Origin of the sequence: Microbacterium sp. LWO14-1.2 (assembly GCF_038397715.1) — a bacterium.
Classification (GTDB): Bacteria; Actinomycetota; Actinomycetes; order Actinomycetales; family Microbacteriaceae; genus Microbacterium.
The window spans coordinates 1,422,955-1,437,840 of record NZ_CP151633.1 but is presented as its reverse complement, the minus strand read 5'-3'; the positions used below and the strand labels follow the sequence as shown (position 1 = coordinate 1,437,840).

The 14,886-nt window shown below is 69.3% G+C and carries 11 protein-coding genes; 6 read left to right on the top strand and 5 right to left on the bottom strand.

Translation table 11 applies throughout. From position 1 onward, the window contains the following. Window position 1 precedes the first annotated feature (1 nt). The 3 genes from MRBLWO14_RS06850 to MRBLWO14_RS06840 all read left to right on the top strand — a co-directional run bounded on the left by MRBLWO14_RS06850 (window position 2) and on the right by MRBLWO14_RS06840 (window position 3,384). Window positions 2-1,063 carry a LacI family DNA-binding transcriptional regulator gene (locus tag MRBLWO14_RS06850; protein WP_341935705.1) on the top strand — a complete coding sequence of 354 codons (1,062 nt, stop codon included), beginning with the start codon at window positions 2-4 and terminating at the stop codon, window positions 1,061-1,063. A gap of 44 nt (window positions 1,064-1,107) precedes the next feature. After that, a complete protein-coding gene (locus MRBLWO14_RS06845; protein WP_341935704.1) occupies window positions 1,108-2,289 on the top strand; it encodes a Gfo/Idh/MocA family oxidoreductase in 1,182 nt (393 codons plus the stop codon). Between the two features lie 93 nt (window positions 2,290-2,382). Next, on the top strand, window positions 2,383-3,384 hold the full coding sequence (locus MRBLWO14_RS06840; RefSeq protein ID WP_341933284.1) for an IS481 family transposase: 1,002 nt from the start codon (window positions 2,383-2,385) through the stop codon (window positions 3,382-3,384). A 3-nt stretch (window positions 3,385-3,387) separates the two neighbouring features. Here MRBLWO14_RS06840 and MRBLWO14_RS06835 read toward each other — a convergent pair whose 3' ends face one another. Both MRBLWO14_RS06835 and MRBLWO14_RS06830 read right to left on the bottom strand, forming a co-directional pair. Then, window positions 3,388-4,782 (bottom strand): FtsX-like permease family protein, encoded by a 1,395-nt coding sequence (locus MRBLWO14_RS06835; RefSeq protein WP_341935703.1) that lies wholly within the window; start codon window positions 4,780-4,782, stop codon window positions 3,388-3,390. A gap of 2 nt (window positions 4,783-4,784) precedes the next feature. Beyond that, window positions 4,785-5,522: an ABC transporter ATP-binding protein gene (locus tag MRBLWO14_RS06830; protein ID WP_341935702.1), complete on the bottom strand. Its 738-nt coding sequence runs from the start codon at window positions 5,520-5,522 to the stop codon at window positions 4,785-4,787. A gap of 176 nt (window positions 5,523-5,698) precedes the next feature. Here MRBLWO14_RS06830 and MRBLWO14_RS06825 point away from each other — a divergent pair, with 176 nt between their 5' ends. Both MRBLWO14_RS06825 and MRBLWO14_RS06820 read left to right on the top strand, forming a co-directional pair. Further along, entirely contained in the window at window positions 5,699-6,295 is a 597-nt protein-coding gene (locus tag MRBLWO14_RS06825) for a TetR family transcriptional regulator (RefSeq protein ID WP_341935701.1), read from the top strand. A 19-nt stretch (window positions 6,296-6,314) separates the two neighbouring features. After that, the gene (locus tag MRBLWO14_RS06820; RefSeq protein ID WP_341935700.1) at window positions 6,315-9,485 is read left to right on the top strand and encodes an efflux RND transporter permease subunit; all 3,171 of its coding nucleotides are present in this window, start codon (window positions 6,315-6,317) and stop codon (window positions 9,483-9,485) included. A gap of 16 nt (window positions 9,486-9,501) precedes the next feature. Here MRBLWO14_RS06820 and MRBLWO14_RS06815 read toward each other — a convergent pair whose 3' ends face one another. Beyond that, on the bottom strand, window positions 9,502-10,398 hold the full coding sequence (locus MRBLWO14_RS06815) for an aldose 1-epimerase family protein (protein ID WP_341935699.1): 897 nt from the start codon (window positions 10,396-10,398) through the stop codon (window positions 9,502-9,504). Window positions 10,399-10,671: 273 nt separating this feature from the next. Here MRBLWO14_RS06815 and MRBLWO14_RS06810 point away from each other — a divergent pair, with 273 nt between their 5' ends. Further along, entirely contained in the window at window positions 10,672-12,870 is a 2,199-nt protein-coding gene (locus MRBLWO14_RS06810; protein WP_341935698.1) for a DEAD/DEAH box helicase, read from the top strand. A gap of 224 nt (window positions 12,871-13,094) precedes the next feature. On the opposite strand, the gene MRBLWO14_RS06805 is transcribed toward MRBLWO14_RS06810, so the two are convergent. Further along, complete coding sequence (locus MRBLWO14_RS06805) at window positions 13,095-13,634, bottom strand: YaeQ family protein (protein ID WP_341936175.1); 540 nt, start codon at window positions 13,632-13,634, stop codon at window positions 13,095-13,097. A 61-nt stretch (window positions 13,635-13,695) separates the two neighbouring features. Further along, window positions 13,696-14,814: an Rv2578c family radical SAM protein gene (locus MRBLWO14_RS06800; protein WP_341935697.1), complete on the bottom strand. Its 1,119-nt coding sequence runs from the start codon at window positions 14,812-14,814 to the stop codon at window positions 13,696-13,698. Between the last annotated feature and the right edge of the window lie 72 nt (window positions 14,815-14,886).

Below are 14,886 nucleotides of genomic sequence, written 5' to 3'. Positions count from 1 at the left end.
GATGGCGGAGCGCAGACAGCATCCTCCCCGGCGTCCGACGCTGCGGATGGTCGCCGAGCGGGCCGGGGTCTCGACCGCGACCGTCTCGTACGTGTTCTCGGGACGCGCGGGCGCCGCATCCGGTTCCGGTGTCGCCGAGGCGACCGCCGCCAAGGTGCTGGCCGCGGCCGACGAGCTCAACTACCGCCCGAACAGTGCGGCGCGGGCGGTGCGCACGGGACGCAGCGGCATGGTGCAGCTGTCGCTGCACATGCTCAGCGACCCGTGGTCGCTCGCCGTGTCCGACGCCGTGAACGCGGAGGCCAACAAGCACGGATTGACGACGCTGATCCTCGCGGACGGCGACTGGCACGCAGCCCTGGACCGCGTCGAGAGCGACGTCGCCTACCTCGACGGCATCGGACTCGGAGCGGATGCCGCGGGCAAGCTCGGCGACCTCGTGCAGCGCGGGCAGCGGCTCGTCGTCTTCACCGAGAGCCCGCTCGACCCGGCCGGGTTCGACGTCGTGCGGTCGGACGCGATCCCCGGCTGCGGGATCGCGATGGACCACCTGCTCGAACGGCACACCGAGATCGGATGCCTCGCGGCCGAGGGCGCCGTGCGCCTCGCCGCCACCCAGGTCACGCGGTACACGCCGTACCTCGAGCGCCTGGAGGCCGCGGGGATCGACGCCGATCCCGGCTGGACCGTCACGTACGGGGACACCCAGTCGAGCGCGTTCGAGGCCGCCGTGCGGCTGCTGTCGCGCGAGCGGCGTCCGTCGGCGATCTACGCCACGACCGACTTCGCTGCGATCGCGGCCATCAACGCCGCGCACATGCTCGGTCTGCGGGTGCCGCACGACGTGGCGGTGATCGGCGTGGGCAACACCCCCGACGCGCAGCGCGTCGCCCCCACCCTCACCACGGTGGGCCCGACCGACTTCTTCGAGGATCAGGCGCGGATCATCGTCGACCGAGCCCTCGCCCCCGACGACTCTCCTGCCCGGCTGCACGAGTTCCCCTGGTCGCTCTTCCCCGGGGCGTCGACGGATCTCGACGCCCCGGCATCTCGCATGCGCTGACGTCGACGTCTCGCACACCGCACTCCAACCCCAGAAGGACCACCGTGGATCTCACCATCGGAATCATCGGCTTCGGCGCGCGCGCCACTCTCCGCGAAGAAGTGCACCGCCCCGGCCGCGGGTCGCGCATCACCGCGGTGTGCGACCCCTCGGAGCGGGCGCGCGACGACGCGCGCCGTCTGCTGCCCGACGCCCTCGTCACCGACTCGCTCGACGAGCTGCTCGCCTCGGGGGTGGATGCCGTGATGGTGCTGACGCCGGACGACACCCACGCCGCGCTCAGCATCCGCGCCCTCGAGGCCGGTGTCGCGGTGTTCTGCGAGAAGCCCCTCGCGATCGACCTCGCCGACGCCGACGCCATGCTGCGCACCGCGCGCCGCACCGGCAGCCGCCTCTACATCGGCCACAACATGCGGCACATGCCCGTGATCACGCTCATGCGCGGCCTGATCCAGGACGGGCGCATCGGCGACGTCAAGGCCGTCTGGGTGCGGCACTTCGTCGGGCACGGCGGCGACTACTACTTCAAGGACTGGCACGCCGACCGCCGCCGCACCACCGGGCTGCTGCTGCAGAAGGGTGCGCACGACATCGACATCATCCACTGGCTCGCCGGCGCCTACACCGAGCAGGTCGCGGCGATGGGCGAGCTCAGCGTGTACGGAGCGATCGCCGACCGTCGGGAGCGGCCGGGGGAGCGGATGCCGGACTGGTTCAGCGTCGACAACTGGCCGCCCGCCTCCCTCACCGGACTCAACCCCGTGGTCGATGTCGAGGACATCTCGATGGTGAACCTGCGGCTCGCCGGCGGCATCCTCGCGTCGTACCAGCAGTGCCATTTCACGCCCGACTACTGGCGCAACTACACGGTGATCGGCACGGAGGGGCGCATCGAGAACGTCGGCGACACCGCCGGCAGCGAGGTGCGGCTGTGGAACCGCAGGCATCGCGGTGCCGCCGCCGCCGACGAGACGTTCATCGTGCCGGAGGTCGTCGATGCCGGACACGACGGCGCCGACGCCCTGCTCGTCGCCGAGTTCCTGCGGTTCGTGCGCGACGGCGGCCTCACCGAGACGTCGCCGGTCGCCGCCCGTGAGGCGGTCGCGGCCGGCATCCTCGCGACGGAGTCGTTGCGCGCAGACGGCTCGGCGATCGAGGTCCCCGCGCTGGATGCCGACCTCGTCGCCTACTTCGAACGCGGTCAGGTGGAGGTCTCCGCCGCCTAGCTGTTCTTCCCCGGGACGTTGTGATCGTTTGATGTAGCGAAGACCTCCGGGACGATGTGGGTACCACCCTCACTTCGTTCACCGGAGGTCTTCGTGACTCACGCTAATGCTCCCTTGACGCCTGAAGGGCGTCGTCGTCTCGCGTCGTCGATTGTTGATCATGGTTGGTCGGTCCGCGTCGCCGCGCAACGGTTCCAATGCTCGCCCGCGACGGCGTCGCGGTGGTCGCGCCGTTATCGGGCCGGGTTGCCATTGACGGATCGCAGCTCACGGCCGGCTTCGTCACCGAACCGGGTGGCGCTGCGATTGGAGCGTCGCATCATCGCGCTGCGATTCACGAGACGATGGGGTCCGCACCGGATCGCTTGGCATCTGGGGGTTCCGCGCTCGACGGTCGGCCGGGTACTGACCCGCTATCGGATGCCGTTGCTGCAGCACCTGGATCAAGCCACCGGCCTGCCCGTTCGCAGACCGAAGGCGCTTCGTTACGAGATGAGCGTCCCGGGCGAGCTGGTTCACGTCGATATCAAGAAGCTCAGCAGGATCCCTGACGGTGGCGGCTGGCGTGCTTATGGTCGAGGGTCCCAGCAAGACCGCCGAGCCGGCGTCGTCCGTGATCGCGCTGCCCGTCGAGGCGCGTCACCGTCGCGCGGATACGTGTTCCTGCATCACGCGGTCGACGACCACAGCCGACTGGCCTACTCCGAACGGCTGGGCGACGAACGCGGCGACACAGCCGCCGCGTTCTGGAGTCGAGCCCGCAGCTTCTTCGCTGAACACGACATCACGGTCGCTGCGGTGATGACGGACAACGGCGCCTGCTATCGCTCACGAGCCTTCGCCACAGCACTCGGAGACGGCGTCAAGCATCGACGCACTCGACCGTTCCGCCCCCAATCGAACGGCAAGGTCGAACGCTTCAACCGCACCCTCGCCGCCGAATGGGCCTACGCCCGCCCCTACACATCCGAGACCGAACGCGAAGCCGCCTATCCCGAGTGGCTTCATCACTACAATCACCACCGACCCCACAGCGGAATCGGCGGACTCACACCCTCAGCCCGCGTTCACAACCTGCCGGAGAAGAACACCTAGCGCTCACTCGGCGATCGCGATGCGCTCCCGAGCGGCGTGCGCGATCACGGTCGGGATCAGCGTGGCGGCGACGTTGAGAACGAGCAGCGCAGCCGTGACACCGAAGAAGTGTCCCCAGGACACGTTCATCGACAGATGGCCGACGGCCAGGATGATCGCCGGCTGCATGACCGCGATCATGGCCACGGAGAGACCGAGGCCGATGCCGCTGCCGGTGGCCACGACGATCAGCGCTTCGAAGAGAGCCTGACGTCTCTGCTGCGCGGGAGTGGCGCCGGCGAGCTCGGCCAGGTGGATCTCCCGCTCCCGCTGCTGGCCGGCCATGAAGACGAGCACGATCGATCCCGAGGTCGAGATGAACAGCGGGAATCCTACGAGGAGCACGAAGCCGTTGATGTCCGTGTCGCCGCCGATCGCGGTCTGCATCGAGAAGACGCCCGTGAAGAGGAAGACGGCGACGGAGATCGACCCTGCGGCTGCCACCGTCCGCGCGCTTGCGGCAAGCAGCGTCTGCCGGGCGAGGAACCACGACGCGGACACGTGCTTCGGCACCGACCGGGTCCAGGCGCCGACGAGACCGACCATGATCAGCGGACCGCCGATGTTCACAGCGACGATCGCGAGGATGCCGCCGTAGAGAGCGAGGTTGAGAGCGGCGTCGAGGCGGGTCATGGTGGAGGCGAGCACGAGCAGGGTGATCGCGATGGCGCCCCAGATGAGCATCCCCACCCACTTCCGTCTGGTCATGGGGATCTCCCGTACGCCCTCGGATCGCATGGCCTCGAGCGCGCTGATCGACCTCAGCTCTTTGCTGACGCCGCGCACCGCGAACACGCTGATGGCCAGGCCGATGACACCACCGATCGGATAGCCGAGGTAGACGCCTTCGGTGGACATCGGCGGCGTGAAGAGGATGTCGGTGTCTCTCAGCACACTCAGGTTCCACTCCGTGCTCAGCGTGGCGGCGACTCCCGCGATGACGAGCGCGAGCAGCGACAGCAGCGCCACCTGGCCGCGCAGGATGCGCAGGGTCTGCCGCTCGGTCATCCCCGCCAGCTGCCAGAGGGCGATGACCCGGCGGCGCTGGTAGACGATCGCATTGACCACGTTGCGCACCGTGATGCCGCCCACGATGAGGGTGATCGTGAGCGCGAAGCTCGTCGCGGTGACGATCCCGGAGCTGAGAAGCGCGAGGTCGTCGGGAGTGAGCGGCGTGCCCGCCGCATCCTGGAGGGACCCAGGAGCTGCCGAGGCGTAGTCAGTCGCGGAGTTCGTGATCCCGACCATCATCAGGCCGACCACCCACATGGAGCAGAGCTGCACGACGGAGAGCACGAGGAGCGATCCGGCCCAGATCCGGATCGAATGCCGGAGGTCGGCGATGACGAGGTTCTTCATGCTCAGGCCGCTTTGCGCAGCTCGACGAGCTTCTCGGCGACGCTCTCGGCCGTGGGGGCGGCCATCTCGCCGAAGAGCGAGCCGTCGCGCAGGAACACCACGCGGTCGCACTGCGCAGCGACGGTCGGATCATGCGTGGCCATCACCACGCACTGACGGTGCTGCTTCGCCGAGCGCTGAAGGAGTCGAAGGACGGCCTCGCCGGTGACGGTGTCGAGCGCGCCCGTCGGCTCATCCGCGAACACGATCTCCGGGCGCGACGCGATGACCCGCGCGATGGCGACGCGCTGCTGCTGTCCACCCGACAGCTGACTCGGCTTCCGGTTGTCCTTGCCGGCCAATCCGACCTCGGCGATCGTGCGTCGGATGTGCTCGGCGTCGACCCTCCTCTTCGCCAGCCGCAGCGGCAGGGCGACGTTCTCGAACGCGCTGATCGAGGGAATGAGGTTGTACTGCTGGAAGACGAAGCCGACGTGATCGCGGCGGAACTCGGCGAGCTGTGCGCGGTTCAGCACGGCGATGTCGACGCCCTGCAGCAGTGATCGTCCGCTCGTCGGGGTGTCGAGGCCGGCGAGGTTGTAGAGAAGGGTCGACTTGCCCGAGCCGGACGGGCCCATGAGCGCGGTGACCGTCGCGGGCTCGAACTCGATGTCGATGCCCCGAAGGGCGTGCGTGACCTCGTCGCCCGAGCCGAATCGTTTGGTCAGGCCTTCGGCGCGGATGATGGGGGATTCGGACATGGCTGACTCTCGGCAGGCGGCGGGGGACCGTCCCACGTTAGGAGCGGGGCGTTCACAGCATCCGTCCGGTGCGCGTGAACACGCTCGGCCTCAATCCCAGTGCGGGCGCCGGGCGAACGCTCAGCTTCGACGGGCAAGATGTACAAACGTACATGTACGCCCGTACAGGAGGTTCGATGAGCGAGGTCACCCGACGCCGTCGCGACCCCGAGGCGCGTCGCCGCGAGATCGTGACCGCCGCCGCGGAGCTCATCGTCGAGATCGGCGTCGACGCCCTCACGCACCGCAAGGTGGCGACGCGGGCGGGCGTGCCGCTCGGCGCCACCACGCAGTACTTCGCGACCCTCGACGATCTGCGCGAAGCAGCCCTCGATGCGCTCGCCGCCGAGATCCAGGGACGCATCGAAGAGACCAGGCAAGCCGTCGTCGCGGAGGGCGTGACGCCGGCCGGCATCGCCCGTCTTGTGCGTCAGGCCCTCGACGACGCCCGCGCCGTTCATGCCGATCGCGCGGTCGTCACCGCCGCCGTGCACGACCCCCGCGTGCGGGCGTTCGCGCGCCAGTGGTCCGACGAGATCGTCGGCTTCATGGCGCCCGTTCACGGCCGCGACCGCGCCAGGGCGGCAGCCGTCTTCATCGACGGCGTACTCTGGCACGCACAGATCCACGACGAGCCGCTCGACGAAGAGCTGATCCGAGACGCCCTCGCCGGGATCCTCTGTCCCGTACCCGCGTCCGCACCCGCATCCACCGCCGCTGCAGCATCCGCCTGACCGACAGAGAGAGAATCCCGTGTCGAAACTCGCCGTCCTGAGTCTGAAGAACCGTGCGCTGATCGCCCTCATCACGATCGTCGCCGCGGTGTTCGGCGGACTCGCTCTCACGAACCTCAAGCAGGAGCTCATCCCGTCGCTCGAGCTGCCGAACCTCGTCGTCACCGCGACCTACCCCGGCGCCTCGCCCGAGGTCGTCGAGAACGACGTGTCGACGCCGATCGAAGCGGCGATCCAGGGCGTGCCCGGTCTCGAGAGCACCACCGCGACGAGCACCACCAATGCGTCGGTCGTGCAGGCGACGTTCGCCTACGGCACCGACCTCGCGACGGCCGAGCAGAAGATGCAGCAGGCCATCAACCGCATCTCGGCGCAGCTCCCAGAAGGCATCAGTCCGCAGGTGCTCGCGGTGTCGGTCGACGACTTCCCCGTCATCCAGGTCGCGGTGACCGGCTTCGAGAACGCGCAGGAGGCGCAGACCCAGCTCGAGAACGTCGCGATCCCCGACCTCGAAGACGTCGACGGCGTCAACGCGGCGCAGATCATCGGTGGCGTCGGACAGCGCATCACCATCACGCCCGACGTCGCCGCGCTCGCCGCGCAGGGCGAGAGCACCCAGGCGATCAGCGACGCGCTCGAGCAGAACGGCACCCTGTTCCCGGGCGGCGACATCACCGAGAACGGTCAGACGCTCACCGTGCAGACCGGCGCGAAGATCACCTCGGTCGACGAGATCGCCGCACTCCCCATCGTCGGCACCGACGTCACGATCGGCGACGTCGCGACGGTCGTGCAGCAGGCCGATCCCGTCTCGTCGATCTCGCGCGTCGACGGCGAGGACGCCCTGTCGATCTCGATCACCAAGCTCCCCGCCGCGAACACCGTCGAGGTGTCGAAGGGCATCATCGCCGCGCTCGACGAGATCGGCGAGGCGCTGCCGGATGCCGAGTTCACGATCATCTTCGACCAGGCGCCCTTCATCGAGCAGTCCATCGAGACGCTCGCCACCGAGGGACTCCTGGGTCTGGCGTTCGCCGTGATCGTGATCCTCGTGTTCCTGCTGTCGATCCGCTCGACGCTCGTGACCGCGATCTCGATCCCGACGAGCGTGCTCATCACCTTCATCGGACTGCAGGCGTTCGGCTACTCGCTCAACGTGCTCACCCTCGGCGCCCTCACCATCGCGATCGGACGCGTCGTCGACGACTCGATCGTCGTCATCGAGAACATCAAGAGACACTACGTCGGAGACGCCGACAAGGGCGACGCGATCCGGCTCGCCGTGCGCGAGGTCGCGATGGCGGTGACCTCGTCGACCATCACCACCGTCGCCGTGTTCCTGCCGCTCGTCTTCGTCGGCGACGCCGTGGGCGAGCTGTTCCGGCCGTTCGCCATGACCGTGTCGATCGCGATGGTCGCCTCGCTGCTCGTGTCGCTGACCATCGTGCCGGTTCTCGCCTACTGGTTCCTGCGCCCCGGCAAGCCGCTGCTCGACGAGGACGGCGTGCAGATCGACCCCGAGCACCCGGATGCTCCGCCGACCCGCCTGCAGCGCGGCTACCGTCCGATCCTCGGCTGGACGCTCAAGCACTCGTGGATCACCGTGCTCCTCGCCGTGATCGTGCTCGGCGGCACGATCGCCGCCGCACCGCTCATGAAGATCAACTTCCTCAGCGACTCCGGCCAGAACACCATGACGGTCACGCAGGACCTCGGTCCGACCGCCAGCCTCGAGACGAAGTCCGATGCGGCGATCGCCGTCGAGGACGCCCTGCTCGACATCGACGGCGTCGAGCACGTGCAGGCGTCGATCGGCTCCAGCGGCTCCGCGCTGCGCGACGCGTTCTCGGGCGGCGCCGGAGTCACCTACTCGGTGCTCACCGACAGCGACGCCGACCAGGAGGCCCTCCGCGCCGAGGTGCAGGACGCGATCGAGAAGCTGACCGACGTCGGAGAGGTGTCGGTCGCGGCATCCGCCGGCCTCGGATCGAGCGACATCGAGATCACCGTCACCGCCTCGAGCAGCGACGACCTCGCCACAGCCACCTCTGCCGTGGTCGACGAGCTCGACGGCCGCGACGGCATCGGCCAGGTCACCGACAACCTCGCCGCCGCCCTGCCCTATCTCGCGGTGGTCGTCGATCGCGACGCCGCCGCGGCGCGCGGGCTCTCCGAGGTCGCCGTCGGTGCGATCGTGTCGAACACCATGCGTCCGCAGCAGCTCGGATCCGTCGAGATCGACGACTCCTCGCTGACCGTCTACCTCGCGAACGCCACCCCGCCCACGACCGCCCAGGCGCTGCGCGAGCTCACGATCCCCACCCCGACGGGCGTCGTGCAGCTGCAGGACCTCGCGGCCGTCGAGGAGCGCAACGGCCCCACCTCGATCACCACCGAGCAGGGCCGTCGCACCGCCACGATCACCGTGCCCCCGGCATCCGAGAACCTCGCCACCGCGACCCAGTCGGTGACCGAGGCGCTCGCCGCGGTCGACCTGCCGGACGGCGCGTCTGCCGAGGTCGGCGGCGTCGCCTCGCAGCAGGCCGACTCGTTCTCGCAGCTCGGACTCGCGATGCTCGCGGCCATCCTCATCGTGTACGTCGTGATGGTCGCGACGTTCAAGTCACTCCGTCAGCCGCTGCTGCTGCTGATCTCGGTGCCGTTCGCGGCGACCGGGGCGATCCTGCTGCAGATCGTGACCGGCGTGCCGCTCGGCGTCGCCTCGCTGATCGGAGTGCTGATGCTGATCGGCATCGTGGTGACGAATGCGATCGTGCTCATCGACCTCGTGAACCAGTACCGGGAGAAGGGTCTGTCGACCGCCGAGGCGGTGATGGCGGGTGGTGAGAAGCGCCTTCGGCCGATCCTCATGACCGCTCTCGCGACGATCCTCGCGCTCACCCCGATGGCGCTCGGCATCACCGGTCACGGCGGCTTCATCTCGCAGCCGCTCGCGATCGTCGTGATCGGCGGGCTCCTGTCCTCCACGGTGCTCACCCTGATCGTGCTCCCGACGCTGTACAACCTCGTCGAGGGGGCGAAGGAGCGGCGCCGGGCCCGGAAGCACGGAGGCGGGAAGGATGCCGGCGACTCGCCCGCGTTGGTGGACGCCACGGCATCCGCATCCGCGTCCGCGCTCCCGCACGCCCCGCAGCTCACGCGACGCGAGCTGCGCGAGCGCGGCGAGTAGGGCAGGGGGCTGCGGGTCAGTCGAGCGTGATGCCCCAGTGCAGGGTCCAGGTCTCGCCGGGGGCGAGGCGCCGCAGTCCGGTTCCGCTGTTGAACGCATCGGCCGGCGCCGTCATCGGCTCCATCGCGACGGCGAGCGGGCGCCCGGGGTACTTGTCGGTCGTGAAGACCTGCACGACCTCGTAACCCTCGCCCTGCCAGAGCGTCAGACGGCGGCCGTCCGGTGCGGTGAGCGAGTGGCGCGCGAGGCCGTCGGCATCCCGCTCGAGGTCGATGAATCCCGTGTCGAGCGAGACGTCGCCGAGGCGCACGCCCTCCCGCACGGCCGCGTCGATCGGGCTCGTGCCGACCGGCAGCATCCGCTCGTCGGTCTCGATCGCCGTGCGTGCCGAGACGCGCAGCACGAGGTCCTCCTCGGCGACGTCGCCGATCGTGAGGAACGGGTGCGAACCGACGGCCACAGGTGCCGGCGTCGCCGACTGGTTCGTGATGACGTGCTCGACGTCGATGCCGTCCACGCGCAGCGTGTAGGTCACGCTCGTCTCGAGCAGGTACGGGTAGCCGGTCTGCGGCACCACCGACGTGCGCAGGGTCGCCGACGACGCGCCCTCCGTGACCTCGTAGGCCGTGAACCTCAGCAGGCCGTGGCTGGCGTTGCCGAACTTCGGCTCGGTGATCGCCAGCTGCCGGTCTGTGCCCTCGTCGTCCCACCGACCGTCGCGCACGCGGTTCGGCCAGGGCACGAGCACGACGCCCGAGCACGACGGCGTCGGCGCGTCGAGCGGGTACGGGGCGATCAGATCGACCGATCCGATGCGCAACGAGCGCAGCGAGGCGCCCACCTGCGCGATCTGCGCGGACACCTCGCCGAGCTGGAGATGGACCTGGGTGCCGGTGGGGGATGCGGTGCTCATGCCGCCATCGTAGGGCGGAGGGCGTCCTCCCAGGTGCGACCGGTACACTGGTGTGGTCGGCTTCGGGCACCCGCGTATGGACGCGGACGTTTTTGTGCAAGAAGTGTGAGCCCAGGGGCCGATGGTGAGCGTCGATCGACGTAAATCAACCATCACATGAATGGCCCCGGCCGCTGACAGTCCGGACTCGCAGCACGATCACTCGATCGGATGCCGGGTGCTCGCGCGTGTGCGCGGCGCTGTTCTCGTGCGAGAACCCAGAAGGACACACCCATGCCCAAGAACAAGAAGCCCCGCGGCGGACGCCCCGCTGCCAACTTCGAGCCGCGCTACGGCGCCAAGAAGACCTCGTTCCACGACCGTCACGCCGGCGGCCGCGACGGAGCCCGCGACACCCGCGGCGGACGTGCGGATGCCGGGGAGCGGCGTCCTGCGGCGGCCGGCTTCGACCGCCGTCCCGGTAGCCGCAGCCCCGGCCACCGCGGTTACCGTGCGACCGACGAGGGTGGTGCTCCCAAGCAGCGCTGGTCCTCGCAGGAGCGCGCAGGCCGCGACGAGGCCCGCAGCATCCGCAACCGCGCCGAGTCCGGACGCCGCGAGGCGCCGCATCGTCGTGACGACCGCGAGCGCCCCCGTTCCGACGAGCGCCGTTTCGACGAGCGCCCCCGGTTCGACGACCGCGCCGGTGGGCGTCGCTTCGACGACCGTCCGCGTCGGGACGACCGCGGTTCCGACCGTCCCCGTTACGACCGCGACGACCGCGGCGGGCAGCGTTACGACCGCGACGCGCGTCCGCAGCGTGACGACCGCCCCCGGTACAGCGATCGCGATGATCGTCGCACGCCGCGTTTCGACCGCGATGCGCGTCCGCAGCGCGACGACCGTGGGTTCGGCGACCGCGCCGGCCGTGGCGGCGACCGCCCCCGGTACAGCGACCGCGGCGCCGAGCGTCCGCGTTTCGACCGCGATGCGGGTCCGCAGCGCGACGACCGCGCAGCATCCGACCGTCCCGCACGGTCCTACGACGCCGACCGTGCCCGTCGCGCCTTCGACCGCGACCGCACTCAGCGTGCGATCGAGGGCGGCCGCGACGAGCGTTCGCGTCCGTCGACCGGCGGCGCGTACCGCACCGAGCGTCCTCGTCGCGACGACCGCACCGGCCGCGACGCGCGTCCGAGCCGCAGCGACTGGAACGCCACCCCCAAGGCCGCTTTCGAGCCGACCGAGGACGTCGTGCATGAGCGCCTCGAGGCCAAGGCCGTGCAGGCGGTCGAGGTGACCGATGTGACGTTCGCCGATCTCGGACTCGGATCGAACATCGTCGAGACGCTTGCCAACATGGGGGCGGCCAGCCCGTTCCCGATCCAGGCGGCCAGCATCCCGGCCGTGCTCGAAGGACGCGACGTGCTCGCCCGCGGCCGCACCGGCTCGGGCAAGACCATCGCGTTCGGCGCTCCGCTCGTCGAGAAGGTGCTGCAGTCGCAGGCCGGCAAGCGCCGTGAGTTCGGACGGTCGCCGCGCGCGATCATCCTCGCCCCGACGCGTGAGCTCGCCCTGCAGATCGACCGCACGATCCAGCCCATCGCCCGCAGCGTGGGGCTCTTCACGACGCAGATCTACGGCGGTGTGCCGCAGGGTCGCCAGGTGGGTGCCCTGAAGAAGGGCGTCGACATCGTCATCGGCACGCCTGGACGCGTCGAGGACCTCATCAACCAGGGCAAGCTCGACCTCTCCGACTGCCGCATCGCGGTGCTCGACGAGGCCGACCACATGTGCGAGCTCGGCTTCGTCGAGCCCGTGCAGCGCATCCTGCGTCACACGGCCGACGGCAGCCAGAAGCTCCTGTTCTCGGCGACGCTCGACCGCGAGGTCGCCGCGCTCGTCGACGAGTTCCTCGTCGACCCCGCCGTGTACGAGGTCGCCGGCGAGGACCAGGAGTCCAGCACGATCGAGCACCGCGTGCTCGTGATCGAGCACCGCGACAAGGCCGACATCCTCACCTCGCTCGTCGACCGCGAGGGCAAGACCCTCGTGTTCGCCCGCACGCGCGCCTACGCCGAGATGCTCGCCGAGCAGTTCGACGACGCCGGCATCCCGGCGGTCTCGCTGCACGGCGACCTGAACCAGGGCAAGCGCACGCGCAACCTCGAGCGCCTCACCTCGGGTCGCGTGAACGTGCTCGTCGCGACGGACGTCGCCGCCCGCGGCATCCACGTCGACGACATCGACCTGGTCGTGCAGGCCGACGCGCCGGACGAGTACAAGACGTACCTGCACCGCTCGGGCCGCACCGGCCGCGCCGGTCGCTCGGGCCGCGTCGTCACGCTCATCACCCGTCAGCGTCAACGCCGCATGAGCGAGCTCCTGGACCGCGCCGAGATCGAGGCGCCGTTCGAGAACGCGCGCGTCGACGACGACCTGATCGAGGAGATCGCCGGACGGATGCCGTCGGCCGCCGACCTCACCAGCTGACGCCAGGCGTCCGCGGGTCGCGTTGCGTTTCGTCTCGCTTCGCTCGCTCAACGACCTTGTGTCTCCCGTGGGTCGTTGAGCGAGGAGCGCAGCGACGAGACGAAACGGGGTGAGGCGTCCGCGGGTCGCGTTGCGTTTCGTCTCGCTTCGCTCGCTCAACGACCTTCGTCTCTCCCGTGGGTCGTTGAGCGAGGAGCGCAGCGACGAGACGAAACGGGGTGAGGTCAGCCGATCGAGTGCTCGTGCACGGCTGTCGTCAGGCTCGTGCCGTTCAGCGTCAGGTAGAGGGTCTGCTCGGTGACGGTCATGGTCACCGCGTTGCGGCGTTCGAGCAGCGGTGCGGCCGACTCGATGAACCCGGGGTCGAAGCTGTACACGCGGACGTCGTCGGCGCGGTGGATGCGCTTGTCGGCCCACGGGGCCATGACCTTGACCGGATCGCGATGCGTGTAGACGACGACGCGGTCGGCGAGGCGGGTCGCGTGGTGCAGCCGTTCGGCGTCGGGGGCTCCGACCTCGATCCAGGCGGTGATGCGCCCGGTGAGGTCGCGCACGACGACGGCGGGTTCCTCGGTGTCCGACACGCTGCCGCCGAACGCGATGCCCTCCGCGTACTCGAGGCCGAGGGCGAGCAGCCGGGTGAGCAGGTAGGCGTCGGTCTCGGAGGGATGCCGCGCCGCGCGGAGGGAGTAGTCCTCGTAGACGCCGCGATCCGTGTCTGCCAGTTGCACGTCGAACGTGTGGATTGTCGAGCCGATCGCCATAGTCATCGAGCCTACGGGCTGCGGTGCGGCGGGCCGGACGAGCGGATGCCGATGATGGCCGTCAGAACAGCATCGGCTGTGCAGGGGCCTCCCCGCTCGATCCTGTGGTGCGGAACCCGACGGACGTCGTCGCCCGGGCGCCGCCCTGCGACTCGTTCTGACTCCAGATCGAGTCGACGTGCCCCTGCCCGGGGCGGGTGCCGCGGCGGGGGTAGTCGTTCTCGTCGCGCCCGTCGAGGCCGTGCATGCGGATCAGCGGGCGTGCGCGCTTGGCGAGCCACTGGCGGTAGCCCTTCGGCGCCTCGACGGACACCCCGGGGTACAGTCCGAGGTACGACGACACGAGATCGGGTCGCGCTTCGCCCAACCACTGCATGAACCAGGGCTTCACACCGGGCCGCAGGTGCAGTGCGCCGTAGATGACGCGCCGCGCTCCGGCATCCTTGATCCGTCTCAGCGCGGTGTCGATCGCGTCGACCGAGTCGGTCATGTGCGGCATGATCGGCATCAGGAAGACGGTGACGGGGAATCCGGCATCCGTGAGTGCCTTCACCGTGTCGAGCCTCGCCTGAGTGGTGGGGGCGCCCGGCTCGATCGCCTTCTGCAGATCGTCGTCGTACATCGCGATCGACATCTGCACGTCGACCGGAACACGCTGCGCCGCCTTCACCAGCAACGGGATGTCGCGTCGGATCAATGTGCCCTTGGTGAGGATCGAGATCGGCGTTCCCGAGGCGGCGAGGGCGTCGATGATGCCCGGCATGAGCTTGTACCGGCCCTCGGCGCGCTGGTATGGATCGGTGTTCGTGCCGAGAGCGACCGTCTCGTGCCGCCAGCTGCCTTTGCGCAGCTCCCGCTGCAGCACCTCGACGATGTTGGTTTTCACGACGATCTGCGAGTCGAAGTCCGATCCGCCGTCGAGGTCGAGATACTCGTGCGTCCCGCGGGCGAAACAGTAAGTGCACGCATGGCTGCATCCGCGATAGGGGTTGATGGTCCACGCGAACGGCATGCGTGAAGCGCCCGGCACGTGGTTGAGTGCCGACTTCGACAGCACCTCGTGGAACGTCATCCCTGCGAACTCGGGGGTCGTGACGGAGCGCAGCATGCTCGACCGGTCTTCGAGTCCGGGCAGCGCTGCGGTGTCGACGTCACCGACCTTCTGACCCTGCCACCTCATCGGATTATTCGAACATATGAACGAGGAAGATGTCAATCACAGGGGGAACTGTGTTCGATTCGAGTTAAGAGA